The following is a 16,588-nucleotide window of genomic DNA, read 5'->3' on the forward strand; positions in this document are numbered from 1 at the left end:
CGGAAGGGATAAACGCTGAAGGCATCTAAGCGTGAAGCCCCCCTCAAGATGAGATGTCCCATTCGAAAGAAGTAAACCCCCTTGAAGACGACGAGGTAGATAGGGCAGGGGTGGAAGTGCGGCAACGCACGGAGCTGACTGCTACTAATAGGGTGAGGGCTTGACCAACAATCGCAAGGTTGAAAAAAGATTCTTGACAAATTCCGAACAAGGATGTAACATGTATGTAGTTTTGAAGGTGCAAACCTTTATTCCTCCTTAGCTCAGTCGGTAGAGCATTCGGCTGTTAACCGAAGTGTCGTTGGTTCGAGTCCAACAGGGGGAGTTTTTTATGGAAACATTCGGCTCCATGGTCAAGCGGTTAAGACACCGCCCTTTCACGGCGGTAACAGGGGTTCAAATCCCCTTGGAGTCATTGAAAAATTAAATATAAATGTGATTTTGGTGTGGCTTTACTCTGACATTTGTTGTATAATACACTTCATAAGTATTATGCCGATGTGGCTCAATTGGCAGAGCAGCTGATTTGTAATCAGCAGGTTATCGGTTCGAGTCCGATTATCGGCTTTTTGGACCTTTAGCTCAGTTGGTTAGAGCAACCGGCTCATAACCGGTCGGTCCTGGGTTCGAGTCCCCGAAGGTCCATTTTAATTTAATATTTTCCTGGCCCGGTGGCTCAGTTGGTTGGAGCGCCGCCCTGTCACGGCGGAGGTCGAGAGTTCGAGTCTCTTCCGGGTCGCTGCTGTTTTTAACAGCTAATTAAATATCTTTTATTTATGGGATCTTAGCTCAGCTGGGAGAGCATCTGCCTTACAAGCAGAGGGTCATAGGTTCGAGCCCTATAGGTCCCATATGCCGCAGTGGCGGAACTGGCAGACGCCCGGGACTTAAAATCCCGTGGGTAGTGATACCCGTACCGGTTCGATTCCGGTCTGCGGCATGATTAAAAGCTCTTGGATTTCCAAGGGCTTTTTTGATATATACGAATATACACAATACAGGAGGTTAAAAATTATGGATGAAAACATGAAGAAAAGAAACGAGATCCTGGCGAAGACGGTGATTAAAGGGCTGGAGTCCCGCAATATGTCCGGCTACTATGCGGCAGATAAAGAAGCTGCTGTGAAGCAGGCATTAGAGCTTATTCCAGAAGGCAGCACCATTGCAATGGGCGGCTGTGCCAGCGCTTCCGAAGTAGGGCTGATCAGTGCCTTAGAAGATGGCAATTACAACTACCTTGACCGCAGTAAAATGTCTCCAAGAGAAAGCCTTATGGCGGCATATGATGCAGATGTATTCCTTTCCAGCGCAAATGCAATCACAAGCGATGGCGTTATGGTCAACATTGATGGAAATTCCAATCGTGTCTCCTGCATTGCCCAGGGTCCAAGAAAAGTAGTATTCATCGTGGGAATGAACAAAGTCTGTTCCGACCTTGACGCAGCAATGAAACGTGCCAGAAATGTAGCAGCCCCAGCCAATGCCCAGAGATTCGATGTCAAAACTCCATGCAAAGAAACCGGCAAATGCTTCGACTGCAAATCCCCGGATACAATATGCTGCCAGTTCCTGATTACAAGATATTCCCGTCACGAAGGCAGAATCCATGTAATTCTGGTAAATGATACACTGGGATTCTAATATAGAATAATTTGGAAAAAATAATCCCTCTCTACAACTAGTGTGCCAACAAGTTGATTTCTGGAACAATCTTGCGTCTAAATTTCTTATTTCTGCGTTGTCGTCGGTCGCCGTAGCCACCGCTACGCCTCCTTCCTCCGCCTTGAAATAAAAAATTTATCCTGCAAGATTGCTACAAGAATCAACTTGTCGGCACACTAGCTTTATCCCTTTAGATAAGGTACAATAAAAGATACGCGGATAAAAATAAAATGAACCTACAGGAGGAATTTTCCAAAATGAAAAAAGCTACATTATTTGCAGCAGCAACTGCCTTATTAGGTGCAGTCTGGGTATCAGGTGCAACTGTCTTTGCGGAAACAGACGCTTTTCCTGTTACAGTAATGGACGACTCTGGCAATGAAGTTACACTGAAGAAAGCACCAGAGCGCATTGTATCTCTTGCACCAGTGGACACTGAGATCCTGTTTGCTCTTGGAGCAGGCGATTCTGTAACTGGAAGAACAGACTACTGCAATTATCCGGAAGAAGCTGCAGATGTAGATTCTATCGGAACATACATGGAACCAAACATGGAGCTGATCTTATCCAAATCCCCAGATCTTGTTGTAGCATCCGGATTCATCGATGACAACATCCGTCAGCAGTTAGAAGAAAACGGAACCGCCATTTTTATCACAAATGCAAGTGATCTGGAGTTCACAGAGAAAAACATCGAGACACTTGGAAAGCTCATCGGACATGATGCAGAGGCAGAAGAAGTTGTAAAGAACATGGAAGATGAGTGGACAGACTTAAGCGCAGAGCTTGAGAGTGTGAAAGAAGAGAAAAGCGCATTTATCGATATAGGAAGCCTTTACAGCGCCGGACCATCTTCACTTCTGGACAATTCCATGCAGATGATCAAGGTAGAGAATGTGGCAGCCGATGCAGACAGCGCATGGCCGCAGCTTTCCGCAGAAGCAGTTGTGGAAGCAAATCCGGACGTATACATTTCCCTGTATTCCACACTTGAGGATGTACAGCAGACTGCAGGACTTTCTGATTTGGCATGCCTGAATGAAGACGGCGGATTCATCTATATCGATGGTTCCAGCGTAGAAGGCGACATGATCCAGAGACCAGGCCCGCGTTACGTAGAAGGCTTAAAAGTACTTGCTGAGCTTGTTTATCCGGAAATCGCAGAGTAAATATTGGAATTCTGAAATTTAATAATGGAAGTACAAAGTAAGGGGCAAGGAATTTGCCCCTGCTTTTGTATCATCATATTTAAGAATTCAGAAGGCTTCCAAATACAAAAAGGAAAACTATATGAAAAACAAAAAAAGCAAAACCGGATTTCTTGTGCTGGCTGTTCTTCTTTGTCTTGGAATTGTCTGGGTATGTACCATTACAGGTGCAGCTTCTGTATCCATAAGTGATGCAAACCGCATTTTGCTGAACAAACTGTTTCATCTTAATGTAAGTCTGGAAGAAATCTCAAAAGGCAATATTACTATCATCTGGAACATTCGTTTTCCCAGAATTATTCTGGGTTTCATAACCGGAGCTGCCCTTGCGGTAAGCGGAGCCGGATACCAGGGCATTTTCAAAAATCCAATGGCAGATCCCTTTGTGCTGGGCATCTCATCAGGAGCCGCTTTGGGCGCTGCTGTAGGAATCGTATGCCATTTTACATTTCGCATAGGCGTGTTTAACAGCACTATGCTTCTGGCATTTGCAGGCTCCTTTGCCACATTATTCCTGGTATACAGTATTTCCCGGGTGGGCAGGCGAGTTCCAGTGGCAACCCTGCTGCTGTCGGGAGTGGCAATCAACTCCACACTTTCTGCACTGATGTCCTTTATCATGATGATGAACAAACAGAGCATGGATCAGATTATGTTCTGGACCATGGGAACTTTGAATGGAAAAGGCTGGAACCAGATTGCGGCAGTGCTGCCCTGGGTGCTCATCGGACTTGTGATCATGCTGCTTTCCTGCCGGGAACTGGATGTAATGCTCACTGGAGAAGAAACAGCAACCCAGTTAGGTGTAAATATTGAATTAGTAAAAAGAAAAGTCCTGTTCGCGTCCAGTCTTCTCACTGCATCGGTGATTTCTGTTACCGGAATCATTGGCTTTGTAGGCCTGGTAGTTCCCCATGTGGTACGCCTGCTCACAGGCCCCAAGCACCGCAGGCTGCTTCCGGTATCTATGGTATTTGGCGGCGCATTTATGGTAATCTGCGATACGGCTGCCAGAAGTCTGACCACCTCAGAAATTCCAGTGGGAATTATCACATCCATCTGCGGCGGTCCATTTTTCCTGTATCTGCTTCGAAAATCTAAGAAGGGAGGGGGAGTAGTATGAAAAATGAAAATCAGACAATGCTTTCCTTTTCTCATGCGGCAGTAGGATATGGGGAAAAAGTGGTGCTGCAGGATGTAAGCTTTCAGGTGAAAAAAGGCGAGTATGTGGCGTTAATCGGCTCTAATGGAACAGGCAAATCTACCCTGATCAAATGTGTGTCCGGCCTTCTTCCCCTTACAGGCGGTGAGATTGAGATCTGCGGAAAAAACAGCAGGAAGCTGAAAGCCCGGGAGCGTGCGCAGATGGTAGCTGTGGTTCCGCAGTCCTATTATGTGGACTATGATTTTACTGTAGAGGATATTGTAATGATGGGGCGAAATCCCTACATCGATTTTCGCCATCGTGAAAGCCAGGAAGATCGGGAAATCGCAGAGCGCGCCATGAAACTGACCAAGACAGATATGTTCCGAAATCGGCTTTACAATCAGCTGAGCGGCGGTGAGCGGCAGCGTGTAATTCTGGCAAGAGCCATTACCCAGCAGCCGGAGATTATTCTTCTGGATGAGCCCACTTCCGCGCTGGATCTCCATCATCAGATCGAAGTAATGGAACTGATCCGCCAGTTGAATGAGAAAGAACATATTACAGTGCTTGCTGTTCTCCATGACATTAATCTGGCATCCAGATTCTGCAGCAGAATTGTGATCTTAAAGGATGGAAAAGTCAAGGCAGACGGGACGCCCCGGGAAATCATCAATCGTCAGGAAATGGAAGAGCTGTATGAAATGAGGCTTCTTGTGAAAAACAATCCTCTGATTGAAAAAACGGAAATTATTCCCATTCGCGTAATGGACGAGAAACAGACAGCGAAACCTCTCAGAATTCATGTGATCTGCGGGGAAAAAGGCGGCGTACGTATTCTGGAGCAGCTGACCAACATGGGCCATGCTGTGACAGCAGGAGTTGTGAACCGGGAAAGTGACGATGCTGAGATCTGTGAATATCTGGACATACCAAGGGTCGAAATCGGCTCTTTTCAGACCGTTGGCCAGGAGGAGCAGGCAAAGAATCTGGAGCTTATGAAAGATGCAGATGCGGTGATCGTTGCAGACATTCCCTTCGGAGAGGCCAATATCCGCAATCTGGACGGGCTGGAACACGTGAAGGGAGAACTTTATATTCATAAAAATATATTGAACCAGGATTTTACGCATGGACAGCTGCAAAGAAGACTGGATGAAATACAGAAAATAAAAGAAATTCATTTTTATGAAAAATTCAACGCCGGGGACTGGCTGTAAGCTCAGAAATGCAGCATTGCCAACGATTTTCAGCTGAGCAAAATAAAAAAGTGTAACGGAGAACAAAAATGATATACATCAGTCATCTCATTCCGGATGAGAAAATGAAATTCTTTGTGGAAAAATACGGTGTAGGAGTGGAGAGCATTGATTTTTCCATTTCGGACAACCTGGATCAGCTTTCCAGGTCTATAGAGTATTGTCGGGAAAAAATAAAATATATGGGAAGGGACCAACTGATTCTGCACGGCCCATTTCTGGATGTGAATCCCTGCGCTTACGACAGTCTGGTAAGGGAAGCCACCATGACCCGTTTTTCCCAGTGCTATGAGGCCGGGCTGGAGCTTGGTGCAAAGAAGATCGTTTTTCACTCAGGAATGAACCCGTATGCCTATTACAAAGAAGGATGGGCAGATCATGTGTCTGTTTTCTGGCAGGAATTTATGGAGGATAGGCGGGAAATCGAGATTGTTCTGGAAAATGTGTTTGATAACGACTGGGAACTGCTTCTGGATGTTTACCAGCGGGTAAATCAGCCCAATTTCAAGCTTTGCCTGGATATAGGACATGCGCACTGCTATTCCACCGTAGATGCTCGAAAATGGGCGGAAAATCTGGCACCTTATGTGTCTCATGTCCATGTCCATGACAACTGCGGTGACCGGGATTCTCATATTGGTCTGGGAAAGGGAAATCTTCCATGGAAAGAAGTCCTGAAGCTTTTGCCCCAGGATCAGGGGCGTACCTGGACCATTGAATGCATGAAAAAAGAAGACGTACAGGCATGCCTTGAAAGCCTGTATGCCAGTGACTTTTGCGGAGTATGAGCAGTGCCGGATGGACCTCTTTTGTCGAATTATAGTACAAGTTGTCGGACGATTCTTGTTGCAAAATTCTGATATAAAAAGTAGAATAATGACGGAAAGTGCAAGGGAAAAATAGTAAGCTACTAATGAACTGTGCGTAATCAGTACATATCAGGAGGAAAATACAATGGAAATGACAACAAGAATGATCATGCTTCAAAATATTGAGAAGATGGTGAAGGAACAGGATAGAGTAGATGAAGAGGATTCCTATATCAGACAGGACAATGAAGATCTGAAATATCTGGAAGGCAGATACGAACAGCTGCAGCTCCCTCATACTGTGAAGCGTGTAATTGACGATTATATCGCCTGCATGCAGACAAGGGATGAGAGGTATTCTGATCTGTCCTATGCGGCAGGAGTGCGGGATACCATCAATCTGCTGAAGGGGCTTGGAATGCTCAAAGACACTGTTGCTGCGACAACAGGAATTTTGTAAAGTTAAAACAGGAAAGAGTTATTGCAAGTGTGGCTGTGCCAGAAGCAGAAAACTGCTGGGAAGCCATATTGCAATAACTCTTTTTTGGCTTTTGGATAAATATCTTTTCCATATTTAAGAGTACTTGGAAGAACCAACGACAGTCTGGAGACCGTTACCTTATTCTGGACAGCCTCCGGAATTGAATTGAATGTAAGAGCAACAGAAATCTGTCTTTTCCGTAATATGGAAGGGGACAAGGTAAGAAATGTAAAGTTTCTTAGGGATACACCTGCATTTCCTACAGATGAGAAAACATTGCTTCAGGTGCTAAGTGTTGAGACAGACGGTGAATTTTTCCCGCTTGAGGAGCCAAAGCTTAGAATGGAAGTGATTGGGGACAGTATTACTTCCGGGGAAGGATGCAGCGGCGCAGAGAGGGAGATGACCTGGAATTCATTCTGCTTCAATGCAGTGGATCATTATGCATATATGGCAGCAAAAGAGCTTGGGGCGGTATATCACTGCATCAGCCAGAGCAGCTGGGGCGTTTTCTGTTCCTGGGAAGGCAATGAGCAGCAGGCGATTCCGCTGTATTATGAGCAGGTGTGCGGCCTTTTAAATGGTGAGCGAAATAAAGAACTGGGCGCTCTGGAAAAATGGGATTTCCAGAAGTTCCAGCCAGATGTAGTTGTGGTAAACCTGGGAACCAATGACGGCAGCGGCACCCGGGATATGGAAAAGGTTGAAAAGGCTGTGATTGATTTTTTAAGAAAAATAAGGGCATGCAATCCAGAGAGCATCCGGGACATCTGTCTCACAAAAAGGCAGCGAAGATACTGGCAGAAAAAATCCGGGAGATTTCTGGCAGCAGCGCGGATGTTTCTTTTGAATGAACAGAAAATCATGGTGAATTATCTGTGAAGATATGCTAAAATCGTTAATAATAAAAAACGAGGAGTGACATTATGAAAGTATTGATTGTGCGCCATGGTGATCCGGATTATGATATAGATTCCCTTACGGAAAAAGGCTGGAAAGAGGTGGAATATCTTTCCCAGAAGCTTTCTAAGCTGGATGTGAAGGCATTTTATGTATCACCTCTTGGAAGAGCCAGGGACACCGCAGCCCCAACCCTGAAAAAAATGGGAAGAACCGCAGTGGTATGTGAGTGGCTTCAGGAATTCCCCTGCCAGATCTGGCGCCCGGATGTGAAGGATAAGAAAATTATTGCATGGGACTGGCTGCCCCAGGACTGGATGGCAGACGAGCGCTTTTTCCAGTATGACCACTGGTTTGAGAACGAGGCCATGCAGGAAGGTCATGTGAAGGAAATGTACGATCATGTGACCGGAGAATTCGATAAGGTTCTGGCAAAGCATGGTTATGAGAGAGAAGGCCATTATTATAAAGTAAATGAGGAAAATAACGACACCATTATTTTCTTCTGTCATTTCGGACTGGAATGCGTGCTTCTCAGCCATCTGCTGAATGTATCTCCCATGGTGTTATGGCATGGCTGTGTAGCTGCGCCCTCATCTGTGACAACCCTGACAACCGAAGAACGCCGTCAGGGCATCGCTGCCTTCCGTATGAGCGCTTTCGGTGATATTTCTCACCTGTATGCCAACAACGAGCCGCCGGCTTTCGCCGCAAGATTCTGCGAAGCCTATGGAAATAAAGACCAGAGACACGATTAAGAACTTTTTATTGAATAAAAATTCCATTTGTGTTATAGGCGACAGGGAAAAACAGAGTCAGTAATAGCAAGTTTCGTATTCAGTTACGAGTTCATTATTTTCATTTTAGAAATTTTATAAAATTATTAGAATTTGGACAAATATTTCTCACATTTATGCGATATGATATATACATCTTAAGAGAGAGAACTCTTAAGAAAAACTCTTTCCTTTCCCTAAAAATGTATAAATAAACCACCGTCTGTTGGCAAGAACGTCGACTGGGCGGTGGTTTTACGTTGTGCAAAAGCATATCTGGACAAGTTCTGAAGGATTGACTATAGTAAAGGATACAGACAATATTATGCCTGAGCAATTAAGCTAAATGCTGCTAGTGTACCGACAAGCTGATTTCTAGAACAATCTTGCGTCTAAATTTCTTATTTCTGCGTTGTCGTCGGTCGCCGTAGCCACCGCTACGCCTCCTTCCTCCGCCTTGAAATAAAAAATTTATCCTGCAAGATTGTTACAAGAATCAACTTGTCGGCACACTAGGGGATAGCAGTATTGGCATTTTATAATAAAATATGCAAAAAAATGGAGGATCCATATGCAGTCAGCAATTCAGCTGCAGGAGCTTCTGCGGTCTATTAACCGAAAGAGCTATCCTGCTTACAAGTCTTTGAAAGGTGTTTACCAGTTTCAGAAATATATTTTAGCAATCGACCATGTACAGGGAGATCCCTTTGCATCCCCATCTCATGTGAGCGTAAAAATTTCCCATAAGGCAGCAGGCTTTCCCGCTGCGTATTATAAAGATCATCTTACCAGAATTACGCTTGCGGATTATCTTACCCGCCAGTTTGAGCAGCAGGTGAACCGCTATACATTCCGCGCCAAAGGTTCCGGGAAAAGCGGTCTGATTTCTGTGACGAAGTGCGGACAGGAGGTTCTGGAGCGAACTGCCTGTGAGATTACAGAGCAGGGAATCATTGCCAGATTTTTCGTGGGATTCCCGGCGAATGGACGAACCATCAATTCAGGTGAATTGGAGAAGATTTTCTTTGAGTTTCTCCCTGTTTGTGTGGAAAAAGCATTCTTCTACCGGAATTTAAGTGGAAAAGATCTGGAAAATGCCATATTTCTGGCAGAAGATCAGCAGTTTATCCGTGAGGAGATTTCCAGACGTTCCCTTGCGGCTTTTGTAAACGATGGCGCGGTTTTGCCAAGAGAAAGCGGAATTTCTTCCAGACCGATGAAAAACTGCGTGGACTTTTCTTCCCCGGAAAGCCTGCGGGTGACCATGGCGCTTCCTCACAAAGGAAGGATCACAGGCATGGGAATTCCGAAAGGAATCACTTTGATTGTCGGCGGAGGCTATCACGGCAAATCTACCCTTTTGAATGCTCTGGAACTGGGCGTATACAATCATATCCAGGGGGATGGCAGGGAATATGTGATTACCGATTCCACTGCCCAGAAGCTGCGTTCTGAGGACGGACGATTTATAAAGGATGTGGATATTTCCCTGTTCATCAATGATCTTCCAAACAAAAAAGACACCAGTTGTTTTTCTACAGAGGATGCCAGCGGAAGTACTTCCCAGGCAGCTGGAATTGTGGAGGGAATCGAGGCGGGAAGCCATGTTTTCCTGTTGGATGAGGATACCTCTGCAAGCAATTTTATGGTACGGGATGCCTTTATGCAGCGGGTGATCAGCCGGGAAAAAGAGCCCATCACTCCATTTCTGGAGCGTGCCCGTGACCTGTATGAGAAAGCAGGGATTTCTACTATTTTGGTGGCCGGAAGCTCCGGCGCATTTTTCCATATTGCGGATACGGTGATTCAGATGGACAATTACAGGCCTGTGGATATTACGGATAAGGCGCGGAAGCTTTGCGGGGACTATCCTTTAAATGAAAGCACAGCATCCGAATTCTGCCTGCCTCACAGCCATCGGATCATGTCCAAGGCGGCACCGTCCAAAAGCCCCAAAAAGGACTATTACGGCTATTTCAAGCCCCAGGATAAACCAGAGCGCCTGAAGGTAAAAGTACACGGCCGTGATGGTTTTTCCATTGGCAAACAGGACGTGGATCTGCGGTATATTGAGCAGCTGATCGACAGCGAGCAGACCCAGGCCCTTGGCGGGCTTCTGAAGTATGCCGTAGAGAAACTGATCGACGGGAAAAGAACCCTGCCGGAGATTGTGGAGATTCTGTGTGACCGACTGGAAAAAGAAGACATGTCTTTCCTTGCAGAAGGTTACATTTCCTGTGGCTATGCGGTACCCCGCAAACAGGAAATTTACGCCTGCTTCAACCGTTACAGAAGACCATAAACGCGAAATACTGTCGCGGCGCTGCCCATGCGTGCAGGAATAAACCTCCATCAGTTTGTGCAGGAAAGCACATTTGTCAGTAGCTTTTTGGTTCGTTATACGTTATAATGAACTTTGGATGAGGAAAACGCCGGGACCAGAGCGGTGGAAAAAATGATTTCTGCGGTTTGCATGCTCTGGAATTGGCCTGGTGTTGCAAGGATAACAGAAGAAAGGTGGATATAGATTTATGGAACGTCCAAATGCATGGCTTTCATATTCCGAGGCTGATATGAATCAGCTGGAAGATGTAGCAAAGAAATACCGTCATTTCTTAAATGTGGGAAAAACAGAGCGTGAGTGCATCACACAGATCGTGAAAGAAGCCGAAGAGGCTGGTTATGTTTCCCTGGAAGAAAAGGTGAAAAAAGGCGAGGCTCTCAAAGCAGGAGATAAGGTTTACACAGTTGGCATGAAGAAGATCATTGCCCTGTATCATATTGGAGAGGACGATCTGGCAGAAGGTATGAATATCCTTTGCGCGCACATCGATTCCCCAAGACTGGATATCAAGCAGAATCCGTTATATGAGGATACAGACCTTGCATATCTTGACACCCATTATTATGGCGGTGTGAAGAAATACCAGTGGGTTGCCCTTCCTATGGCAATGCACGGCGTAATCGTGAAGAAGGACGGAACCGTTGTGAATGTAACAATCGGTGAGGATGAGGAAGATCCGGTTCTTTATATCACAGACCTTCTGATTCATCTTGCAGGACAGCAGATGGCAAAGAAAGCTTCCGAGGTTGTAGAGGGTGAGAAGCTAGATATCCTCATTGGAAGCCGTCCTCTTGCAGATCTTCCGGATGATAAGAAGAAAGAAGCTGTGAAAGAGAATGTTCTTCGCATCCTGAATGAGAAATATGGTGTGGAAGAGGAAGATTTCCTTTCCGCAGAGCTTGAAATTGTGCCGGCTGGCAAGGCCCGTGACTGCGGACTTGACCGCAGCATGATTGCTGGTTACGGACAGGATGACAGAGTTTGCGCATACACTTCCCTTCTGGCCCTTCTTGAGATGAAAGCTCCAAAGCGTACAAGCTGCTGTCTGCTGGTTGATAAGGAAGAGATCGGAAGCGTAGGAGCTACCGGTATGCAGTCCCGTTTCTTTGAGAACAGCGTAGCAGATGTTCTGGATGCACTGGGACAGTATTCTGACTTGAGACTGAGAAAGGCGCTGAAGAATTCCAGCATGCTCTCCTCTGATGTAAGTGCTGGATATGATCCTGCATTTGCAGAAGCTTTTGAGAAAAAGAATTCTGCATATCTTGGAAGAGGTATTGTGCTGAACAAGTTTACTGGAGCCCGCGGAAAATCCGGTTCCAATGATGCCAACGCTGAGTATGTGGCAAGAGTCCGCAAGATTTTCAACGATCACAATGTATTTTTCCAGACTGCAGAGCTTGGCAAGGTAGATGTGGGCGGCGGCGGAACCATCGCTTATATTGCTGCTCTTTATGAAATGGAAGTAATCGACAGCGGCGTATCTGTTCTCAGCATGCATGCACCGTGGGAGGTTACAAGCAAGGCAGATGTATACGAAGCTTATAAGGCTTACAAGGCATTCCTTCTGGATGCATAATAGAATGAATGAAAGTACCGGGCAGACATTGACATGATGTCTGTCCGATATTTTTCTGGCAGTTAAGTGAGCCATTCAAATTTGGAAAATAACGCAGATGAATATTTAAATGGGGAGAAAACAGTATGATAAAAAAACAGGCACCTGGGGAAACCATCCTGAAAGTGGGCGGCATGCTCCTCCTTTTTCTGGGGGTAATGCTGGCATTTGGCAGCGGAAACACACTTTCCCTGGCAACAAGAGGCAGCGCTGACAGTGCGGTGATAGAGTATCTTCAGCAGAATAATATGACCTATACCCAGCTGGTGGCAAGTACAGTGATGGTCCTGGCAGCAGGAGTAATCTACCTGGCAGCAGGCGTAGTGGGCGTGAAACAGGCAGGCAATATAAAAAACGCAGGAATGTGCATAGGAATGGGAATCCTTCTGGTTGCGGAGGTTATTGCGGAAGTGATCGTCACTATGAATTTTGGCGAATTTGATCCTGCATCTGTAATCCGCATGCTCATGTTCCCGGCAATTTACATGGTAGGAGCCATCCTCAACTGGCAGGCAAAGAACGCCGAAAAGCAGTAAAATAACGGTAGTATGGGTTGCACATCAAATCGTACCAATAACACGAAAAAAACATACAAAAAAATAAATAAAAAAATTCAAAAAAGGTGTTGACAAAACAGTAGGTATCGTGTAGAATACTCATTGTTGCGAGGGAGAAACGCAAGAGCGTAAGAAACTCGTAAGAATCAAATGTGTGTTTAGCTCAGCTGGATAGAGCGTTTGGCTACGGACCAAAAGGCCGGGGGTTCGAATCCTCTAACACACGTAACTAAGAATCGGAATCATTGAGAAATCAGTGGTTCCGATTTTTTTTGTTACCATCTTTCGTTTTTTACGATATATACTATGAATGGAAAAATTCCAATGGAGGATTTCCATTCACAAGGCGCCTTACAATCTTATAGCGCGCCCACAAATTGTGACGCACATCTTGCAGAAAGCCTTTTGGGGGCACGCTCTAGAAACCTGGAGGATAATCTGTAAATGAAAGACAATGAGATTATAGATTTATTTTTGGCAAGAGATGAGAAAGCAATTGAAGCAGTAAGTGCGAAATATCATTCCTACTGCTATAAGATTGCCTGGAATTTACTTGCAAATAAAGAGGATGCCGAGGAATGCCTGAACGACACCTGGTTTTCGGTCTGGTCGCGGATTCCTCCTGCACGCCCTTTGGCTTTAGCCCAGTTTTGCGGTCAGATTACAAGAAATCTTAGTATTGACCGTCTGAGGAAAAAGCATGCCGGGAAGCGTCCGGACGTTCATATGGCAGATGTTCTTGGTGAAATGGATCAGCTAAATATTGCGTATACCATGGACGATCAGCTGGCAGAAAAAGAGCTGCTGAAAATCATCAATGATTTTCTTGGAAAGCTGAAAGCCGAAGACCGGGATATTTTTGTAAGAAGATACTGGTTTCTGGATTCTATTGCCGCAATTTCCAAAAGACATCATATGTCAGCTGGAAGTGTAAAAATGAATCTGTACAGAAATCGAAAGAAACTGCAGAAGGTGCTGGAAAAAGAAGGAGGCCGCCTATGAAGAAATTTGATTTTTCAAAAGAATTCGGAAATATTGATTCGAAGTACATCAGTGAAGCAGAAGAGGAATGGAAGGGAAAAAAGAACATCTGGACACCAACGTTTTGGAGCAGAGCGGCAGCAGCATGCGTGATCGTGGCATTGGGCTCCGTAATTTTTTCAAACCCGAAGGTACAGGCCGCAATGAAAAATCTTACATTGTCTATAGAAGAGACGCTAGGTTTTCCCAAGAGTATTGCTTCCTACACAGAAGTATTAAACACTTCTCAGACGGACAAAGGAATTACCGTAACCTTAAAAGAGGTAGTTCTGGATGATGGAGTTTTGCTGGCAAAGGTGCATGCAGAAAAAACAGCTTCTGGTCAGGAAGCGGCAGATCCTGATCAGGATGCACTGACTTTTGCAAATACACAACTTGATATTGATTATCACAAAACTACCATAAACGGGCAGAAAATGAATGAGTACGAAAGCGGAAGCTATCTGCCGTATTCAGAAGAAGAATTATTAAATACAGGACTGGATGAAAATGTCTATGATGCTGTTCTGGAATCCCGCTTTTCCACTGATGGAGATTTGGGGGAGAATCCGGAAGTACATTTGGTGCTTGGTGCCTATAGAGATGAAAATTTAGGCGAAGATTATTTCGCGGAGTTTGAGTTTGACTTTTCTATCCCGCATGAGGAACTTATGAAGCAGACTGTTCACAAAAAACTGGAAGACGTTTCCATTGAAACGGATGAAGGAACCATTAAATTAACCGATTTTTCCATGAATAAACTGCAAAGTACAATGACAGCAGAAATTCCGGAAGAACTTGCGGAAAAACTGTACAATAATTATGAGATGATACTTGTCGGAACAGACAGTAAAGGAAATCAGGTGCAGTATGAACTAAGCAATGAATCGGGGGATGGCAAACCTCACTGGAGCTTCAAAACCAGTTTCTGGGGTATGTATCAGCTGGATTCTGACGGCCCTGTACTTTTGCTTCCGGACATTGACAGCGATGGTTTGGAATTGCAGCTTTATGCTCGTGAGCGTTACATGGCGTCAGATGCGGATATTATTTTTGACGATGGAACAGTGTTGACTACGGATGATCCAGTTGAAACCGCAATTATTGGAGGGGCAGACGCGCCTACTGAAATAGAGATACAGGATAACATGGATCCAAAAGAAAATGCGGATGACGAGCTTTATGGAACAGAAGAAAGTGATGCCTGGGGAGAAGCTGGCATTGAGGATGACTCAGATTATGGAATTGCCGTTGGGAATAAGATTAAGATTCAACTTAAATGATAGGAGAGAATGAATGCCAGAGCCTGCTGCAAAAAGCATCTCATATTTACAGAAATACACTCTGAAAATGCTATTCTAACTCAAAAATCCCTTGTCAAAGAAGCTTTGCGCGTCTGTTTTTCTGGTGTAAAAGGCAAATTGCTTTTCATTTGGCCGTTTTTTTTCTATAATCTCATGTAAGAAAGCAAAAACGACTGGAAGAACAGGAGCGAAGCAAATATGAACATAGGCAGTCAGATACTGAAAATTCGAAAAGAAAAAGGATTAACCCAGGAGGAATTTGGAAAAATATTTCACGTCACCAGGCAGACCGTATCCAACTGGGAAAATGAGAAGAGCTATCCGGATCTGCAGATTCTTATAGACATCAGCAACCGTTTCGACATTTCCCTGGACGTCTTAATAAAAGAAGATGTCAAGATGGTAAAAACCATGGATAAAGAAAGAGTGCTGGGAACATTGAAACGGGAAAAATCTGTTATTGATTTTTTCACAGGCGCAGGTACCGGAATTGTGATTACCTGCCTGTTCTCAGCAGATACTATGGCCAGAACGGTTACCATTGCGTTAGGCGTGGTCATGATCGGAATCGGATGGTACCGTGAAGCTAAATATGATAAAAAACTGTTTCGATATATGAAAGAAGACGAAGAGCGTTGAGGGGGGAAAAGGCATGAAAATCTGGCGTGAATTATTAAGTTATGTGAAATTGATTGTCATAGTAGTGGCGATTACTCTGGTTATCAATAATGTTGTTCTGATTAACGCGAAAATCCCTTCGCCCTCCATGGAAAACACACTTATGGTCAAAGACCGTCTCTTTGGCTTCCGCCTGGCGTACGGAATTAACCTGAATCTGTTCGGCTATGAAATTTCCGAAAAGTTCAAGGATCCTGACCGGTTCGATATTGTAATATTCAAATCTCCGGATGACGAAAGCCGTCTCTTTATCAAGCGGGTAATCGGGCTTCCTGGAGAAACTGTGGAAATTAAAGATGGAAAGGTCTATATAAACGACTCCAGTACTCCATTGGACGATTCCTTTATTCCAGAGAAGATGACGGGAAATTACGGCCCATACAAGGTCCCGGAAAACTGTTATTTTATGCTTGGCGATAATCGGAATAATTCCAACGACTCCCGTTTCTGGAAAAATAAATTCGTCCGCTTCGACCAGCTTGTGGGAAAAGCTGTGGTGAGATATTATCCATCCATCAAGTGGCTGGGCTAGAGCGTGTTTGAAAAAGGCTTTCTGCAAGATGTGCGTCACAATTTGTGGGAGATTGCAGGAATGATTTTTCAAACACGCTCTAGATCTAAAATTATTTCTATAATCTGCATGCCTTATGTTACAGAAGAATTTTCCAAATGTCGTATAAAATGCCGCACCCAGAAAAGTGCGGCATTTTAAGATGTACCGGCAAGACCATCAGGCAGGGAAAACTTATAATACATAATCAAAATGATTCTATGCTACAATAATCAAAACTTTAATTCTAAAGGAAACTGCCGTTTAAGCGGCAATAC

The 16,588-nt window shown here is 44.7% G+C and carries 16 protein-coding genes, 8 tRNA genes and 1 rRNA gene; 24 read left to right on the top strand and 1 reads right to left on the bottom strand.

Features of this window, described 5'->3' with window-relative positions; all coding sequences use genetic code 11:
- From H8S54_RS17180 to lepB, 24 genes are all read left to right on the top strand, one after another.
- A 23S ribosomal RNA gene (locus H8S54_RS17180) occupies positions 1-168 on the top strand; the annotation flags it as partial.
- Positions 169-252: 84 nt separating this feature from the next.
- Positions 253-325 (top strand) — tRNA-Asn (locus tag H8S54_RS17185).
- An 18-nt stretch (positions 326-343) separates the two neighbouring features.
- Positions 344-415: transfer RNA gene (locus H8S54_RS17190), tRNA-Glu, on the top strand.
- 79 nt (positions 416-494) lie between these two features.
- Positions 495-567: transfer RNA gene (locus H8S54_RS17195), tRNA-Thr, on the top strand.
- Positions 568-571: 4 nt separating this feature from the next.
- Positions 572-645, top strand: a tRNA-Ile gene (locus tag H8S54_RS17200).
- A gap of 20 nt (positions 646-665) precedes the next feature.
- Positions 666-739: transfer RNA gene (locus H8S54_RS17205), tRNA-Asp, on the top strand.
- 39 nt (positions 740-778) lie between these two features.
- Positions 779-851 (top strand) — tRNA-Val (locus H8S54_RS17210).
- Positions 852-854: 3 nt separating this feature from the next.
- A tRNA-Leu gene (locus H8S54_RS17215) sits at positions 855-940 on the top strand.
- A gap of 74 nt (positions 941-1,014) precedes the next feature.
- Positions 1,015-1,641, top strand: a complete 627-nt coding sequence (locus tag H8S54_RS17220) for a lactate utilization protein (protein WP_021926313.1) — start codon at positions 1,015-1,017, stop codon at positions 1,639-1,641.
- A gap of 278 nt (positions 1,642-1,919) precedes the next feature.
- Positions 1,920-2,831, top strand: coding sequence for an ABC transporter substrate-binding protein (locus H8S54_RS17225; protein WP_186901905.1), 912 nt, complete (start codon positions 1,920-1,922; stop codon positions 2,829-2,831).
- A 121-nt stretch (positions 2,832-2,952) separates the two neighbouring features.
- Complete coding sequence (locus H8S54_RS17230; RefSeq protein WP_021926315.1) at positions 2,953-3,993, top strand: FecCD family ABC transporter permease; 1,041 nt, start codon at positions 2,953-2,955, stop codon at positions 3,991-3,993.
- A complete protein-coding gene (locus tag H8S54_RS17235) occupies positions 3,990-5,234 on the top strand; it encodes a heme ABC transporter ATP-binding protein (protein ID WP_243176882.1) in 1,245 nt (414 codons plus the stop codon). The genes H8S54_RS17230 and H8S54_RS17235 overlap by 4 nt, the downstream gene beginning before the upstream one ends.
- A 68-nt stretch (positions 5,235-5,302) precedes the next feature.
- Positions 5,303-6,061 (top strand): sugar phosphate isomerase/epimerase family protein, encoded by a 759-nt coding sequence (locus tag H8S54_RS17240; protein ID WP_186901906.1) that lies wholly within the window; start codon positions 5,303-5,305, stop codon positions 6,059-6,061.
- 166 nt (positions 6,062-6,227) lie between these two features.
- Positions 6,228-6,542, top strand: coding sequence for a hypothetical protein (locus H8S54_RS17245; protein WP_186901907.1), 315 nt, complete (start codon positions 6,228-6,230; stop codon positions 6,540-6,542).
- A gap of 186 nt (positions 6,543-6,728) precedes the next feature.
- A complete protein-coding gene (locus H8S54_RS17250; RefSeq protein WP_173765099.1) occupies positions 6,729-7,445 on the top strand; it encodes a GDSL-type esterase/lipase family protein in 717 nt (238 codons plus the stop codon).
- Between the two features lie 44 nt (positions 7,446-7,489).
- The gene (locus H8S54_RS17255; RefSeq protein ID WP_021926320.1) at positions 7,490-8,221 is read left to right on the top strand and encodes a histidine phosphatase family protein; all 732 of its coding nucleotides are present in this window, start codon (positions 7,490-7,492) and stop codon (positions 8,219-8,221) included.
- Positions 8,222-8,810: 589 nt separating this feature from the next.
- A complete protein-coding gene (locus H8S54_RS17260) occupies positions 8,811-10,541 on the top strand; it encodes an ABC-ATPase domain-containing protein (RefSeq protein WP_186901908.1) in 1,731 nt (576 codons plus the stop codon).
- A 229-nt stretch (positions 10,542-10,770) separates the two neighbouring features.
- Positions 10,771-12,162 carry an aminopeptidase gene (locus H8S54_RS17265; RefSeq protein ID WP_021926322.1) on the top strand — a complete coding sequence of 464 codons (1,392 nt, stop codon included), beginning with the start codon at positions 10,771-10,773 and terminating at the stop codon, positions 12,160-12,162.
- Positions 12,163-12,287: 125 nt separating this feature from the next.
- The gene (locus H8S54_RS17270) at positions 12,288-12,737 is read left to right on the top strand and encodes a hypothetical protein (RefSeq protein ID WP_173765102.1); all 450 of its coding nucleotides are present in this window, start codon (positions 12,288-12,290) and stop codon (positions 12,735-12,737) included.
- A 173-nt stretch (positions 12,738-12,910) separates the two neighbouring features.
- Positions 12,911-12,984 (top strand) — tRNA-Arg (locus tag H8S54_RS17275).
- Positions 12,985-13,202: 218 nt separating this feature from the next.
- Positions 13,203-13,760 (top strand): RNA polymerase sigma factor, encoded by a 558-nt coding sequence (locus H8S54_RS17280; RefSeq protein ID WP_186901909.1) that lies wholly within the window; start codon positions 13,203-13,205, stop codon positions 13,758-13,760.
- Positions 13,757-15,061, top strand: a complete 1,305-nt coding sequence (locus tag H8S54_RS17285; protein ID WP_117853076.1) for a DUF4179 domain-containing protein — start codon at positions 13,757-13,759, stop codon at positions 15,059-15,061. Before H8S54_RS17280 ends, H8S54_RS17285 begins: the two co-directional genes overlap by 4 nt.
- Before the next feature lie 219 nt (positions 15,062-15,280).
- Complete coding sequence (locus tag H8S54_RS17290) at positions 15,281-15,721, top strand: helix-turn-helix transcriptional regulator (RefSeq protein WP_021926326.1); 441 nt, start codon at positions 15,281-15,283, stop codon at positions 15,719-15,721.
- 13 nt (positions 15,722-15,734) lie between these two features.
- A complete protein-coding gene (gene lepB / locus H8S54_RS17295) occupies positions 15,735-16,292 on the top strand; it encodes a signal peptidase I (protein ID WP_021926327.1) in 558 nt (185 codons plus the stop codon).
- Here the strand turns inward: lepB and H8S54_RS19510 are convergent.
- Positions 16,276-16,368: a DUF6783 domain-containing protein gene (locus H8S54_RS19510; RefSeq protein WP_408610300.1), complete on the bottom strand. Its 93-nt coding sequence runs from the start codon at positions 16,366-16,368 to the stop codon at positions 16,276-16,278. The genes lepB and H8S54_RS19510 overlap by 17 nt on opposite strands.
- Positions 16,369-16,588: the final 220 nt, after the last annotated feature.

The organism is Blautia segnis, assembly GCF_014287535.1.
In the GTDB taxonomy this organism is placed as follows: domain Bacteria; phylum Bacillota; class Clostridia; order Lachnospirales; family Lachnospiraceae; genus Blautia_A; species Blautia_A acetigignens.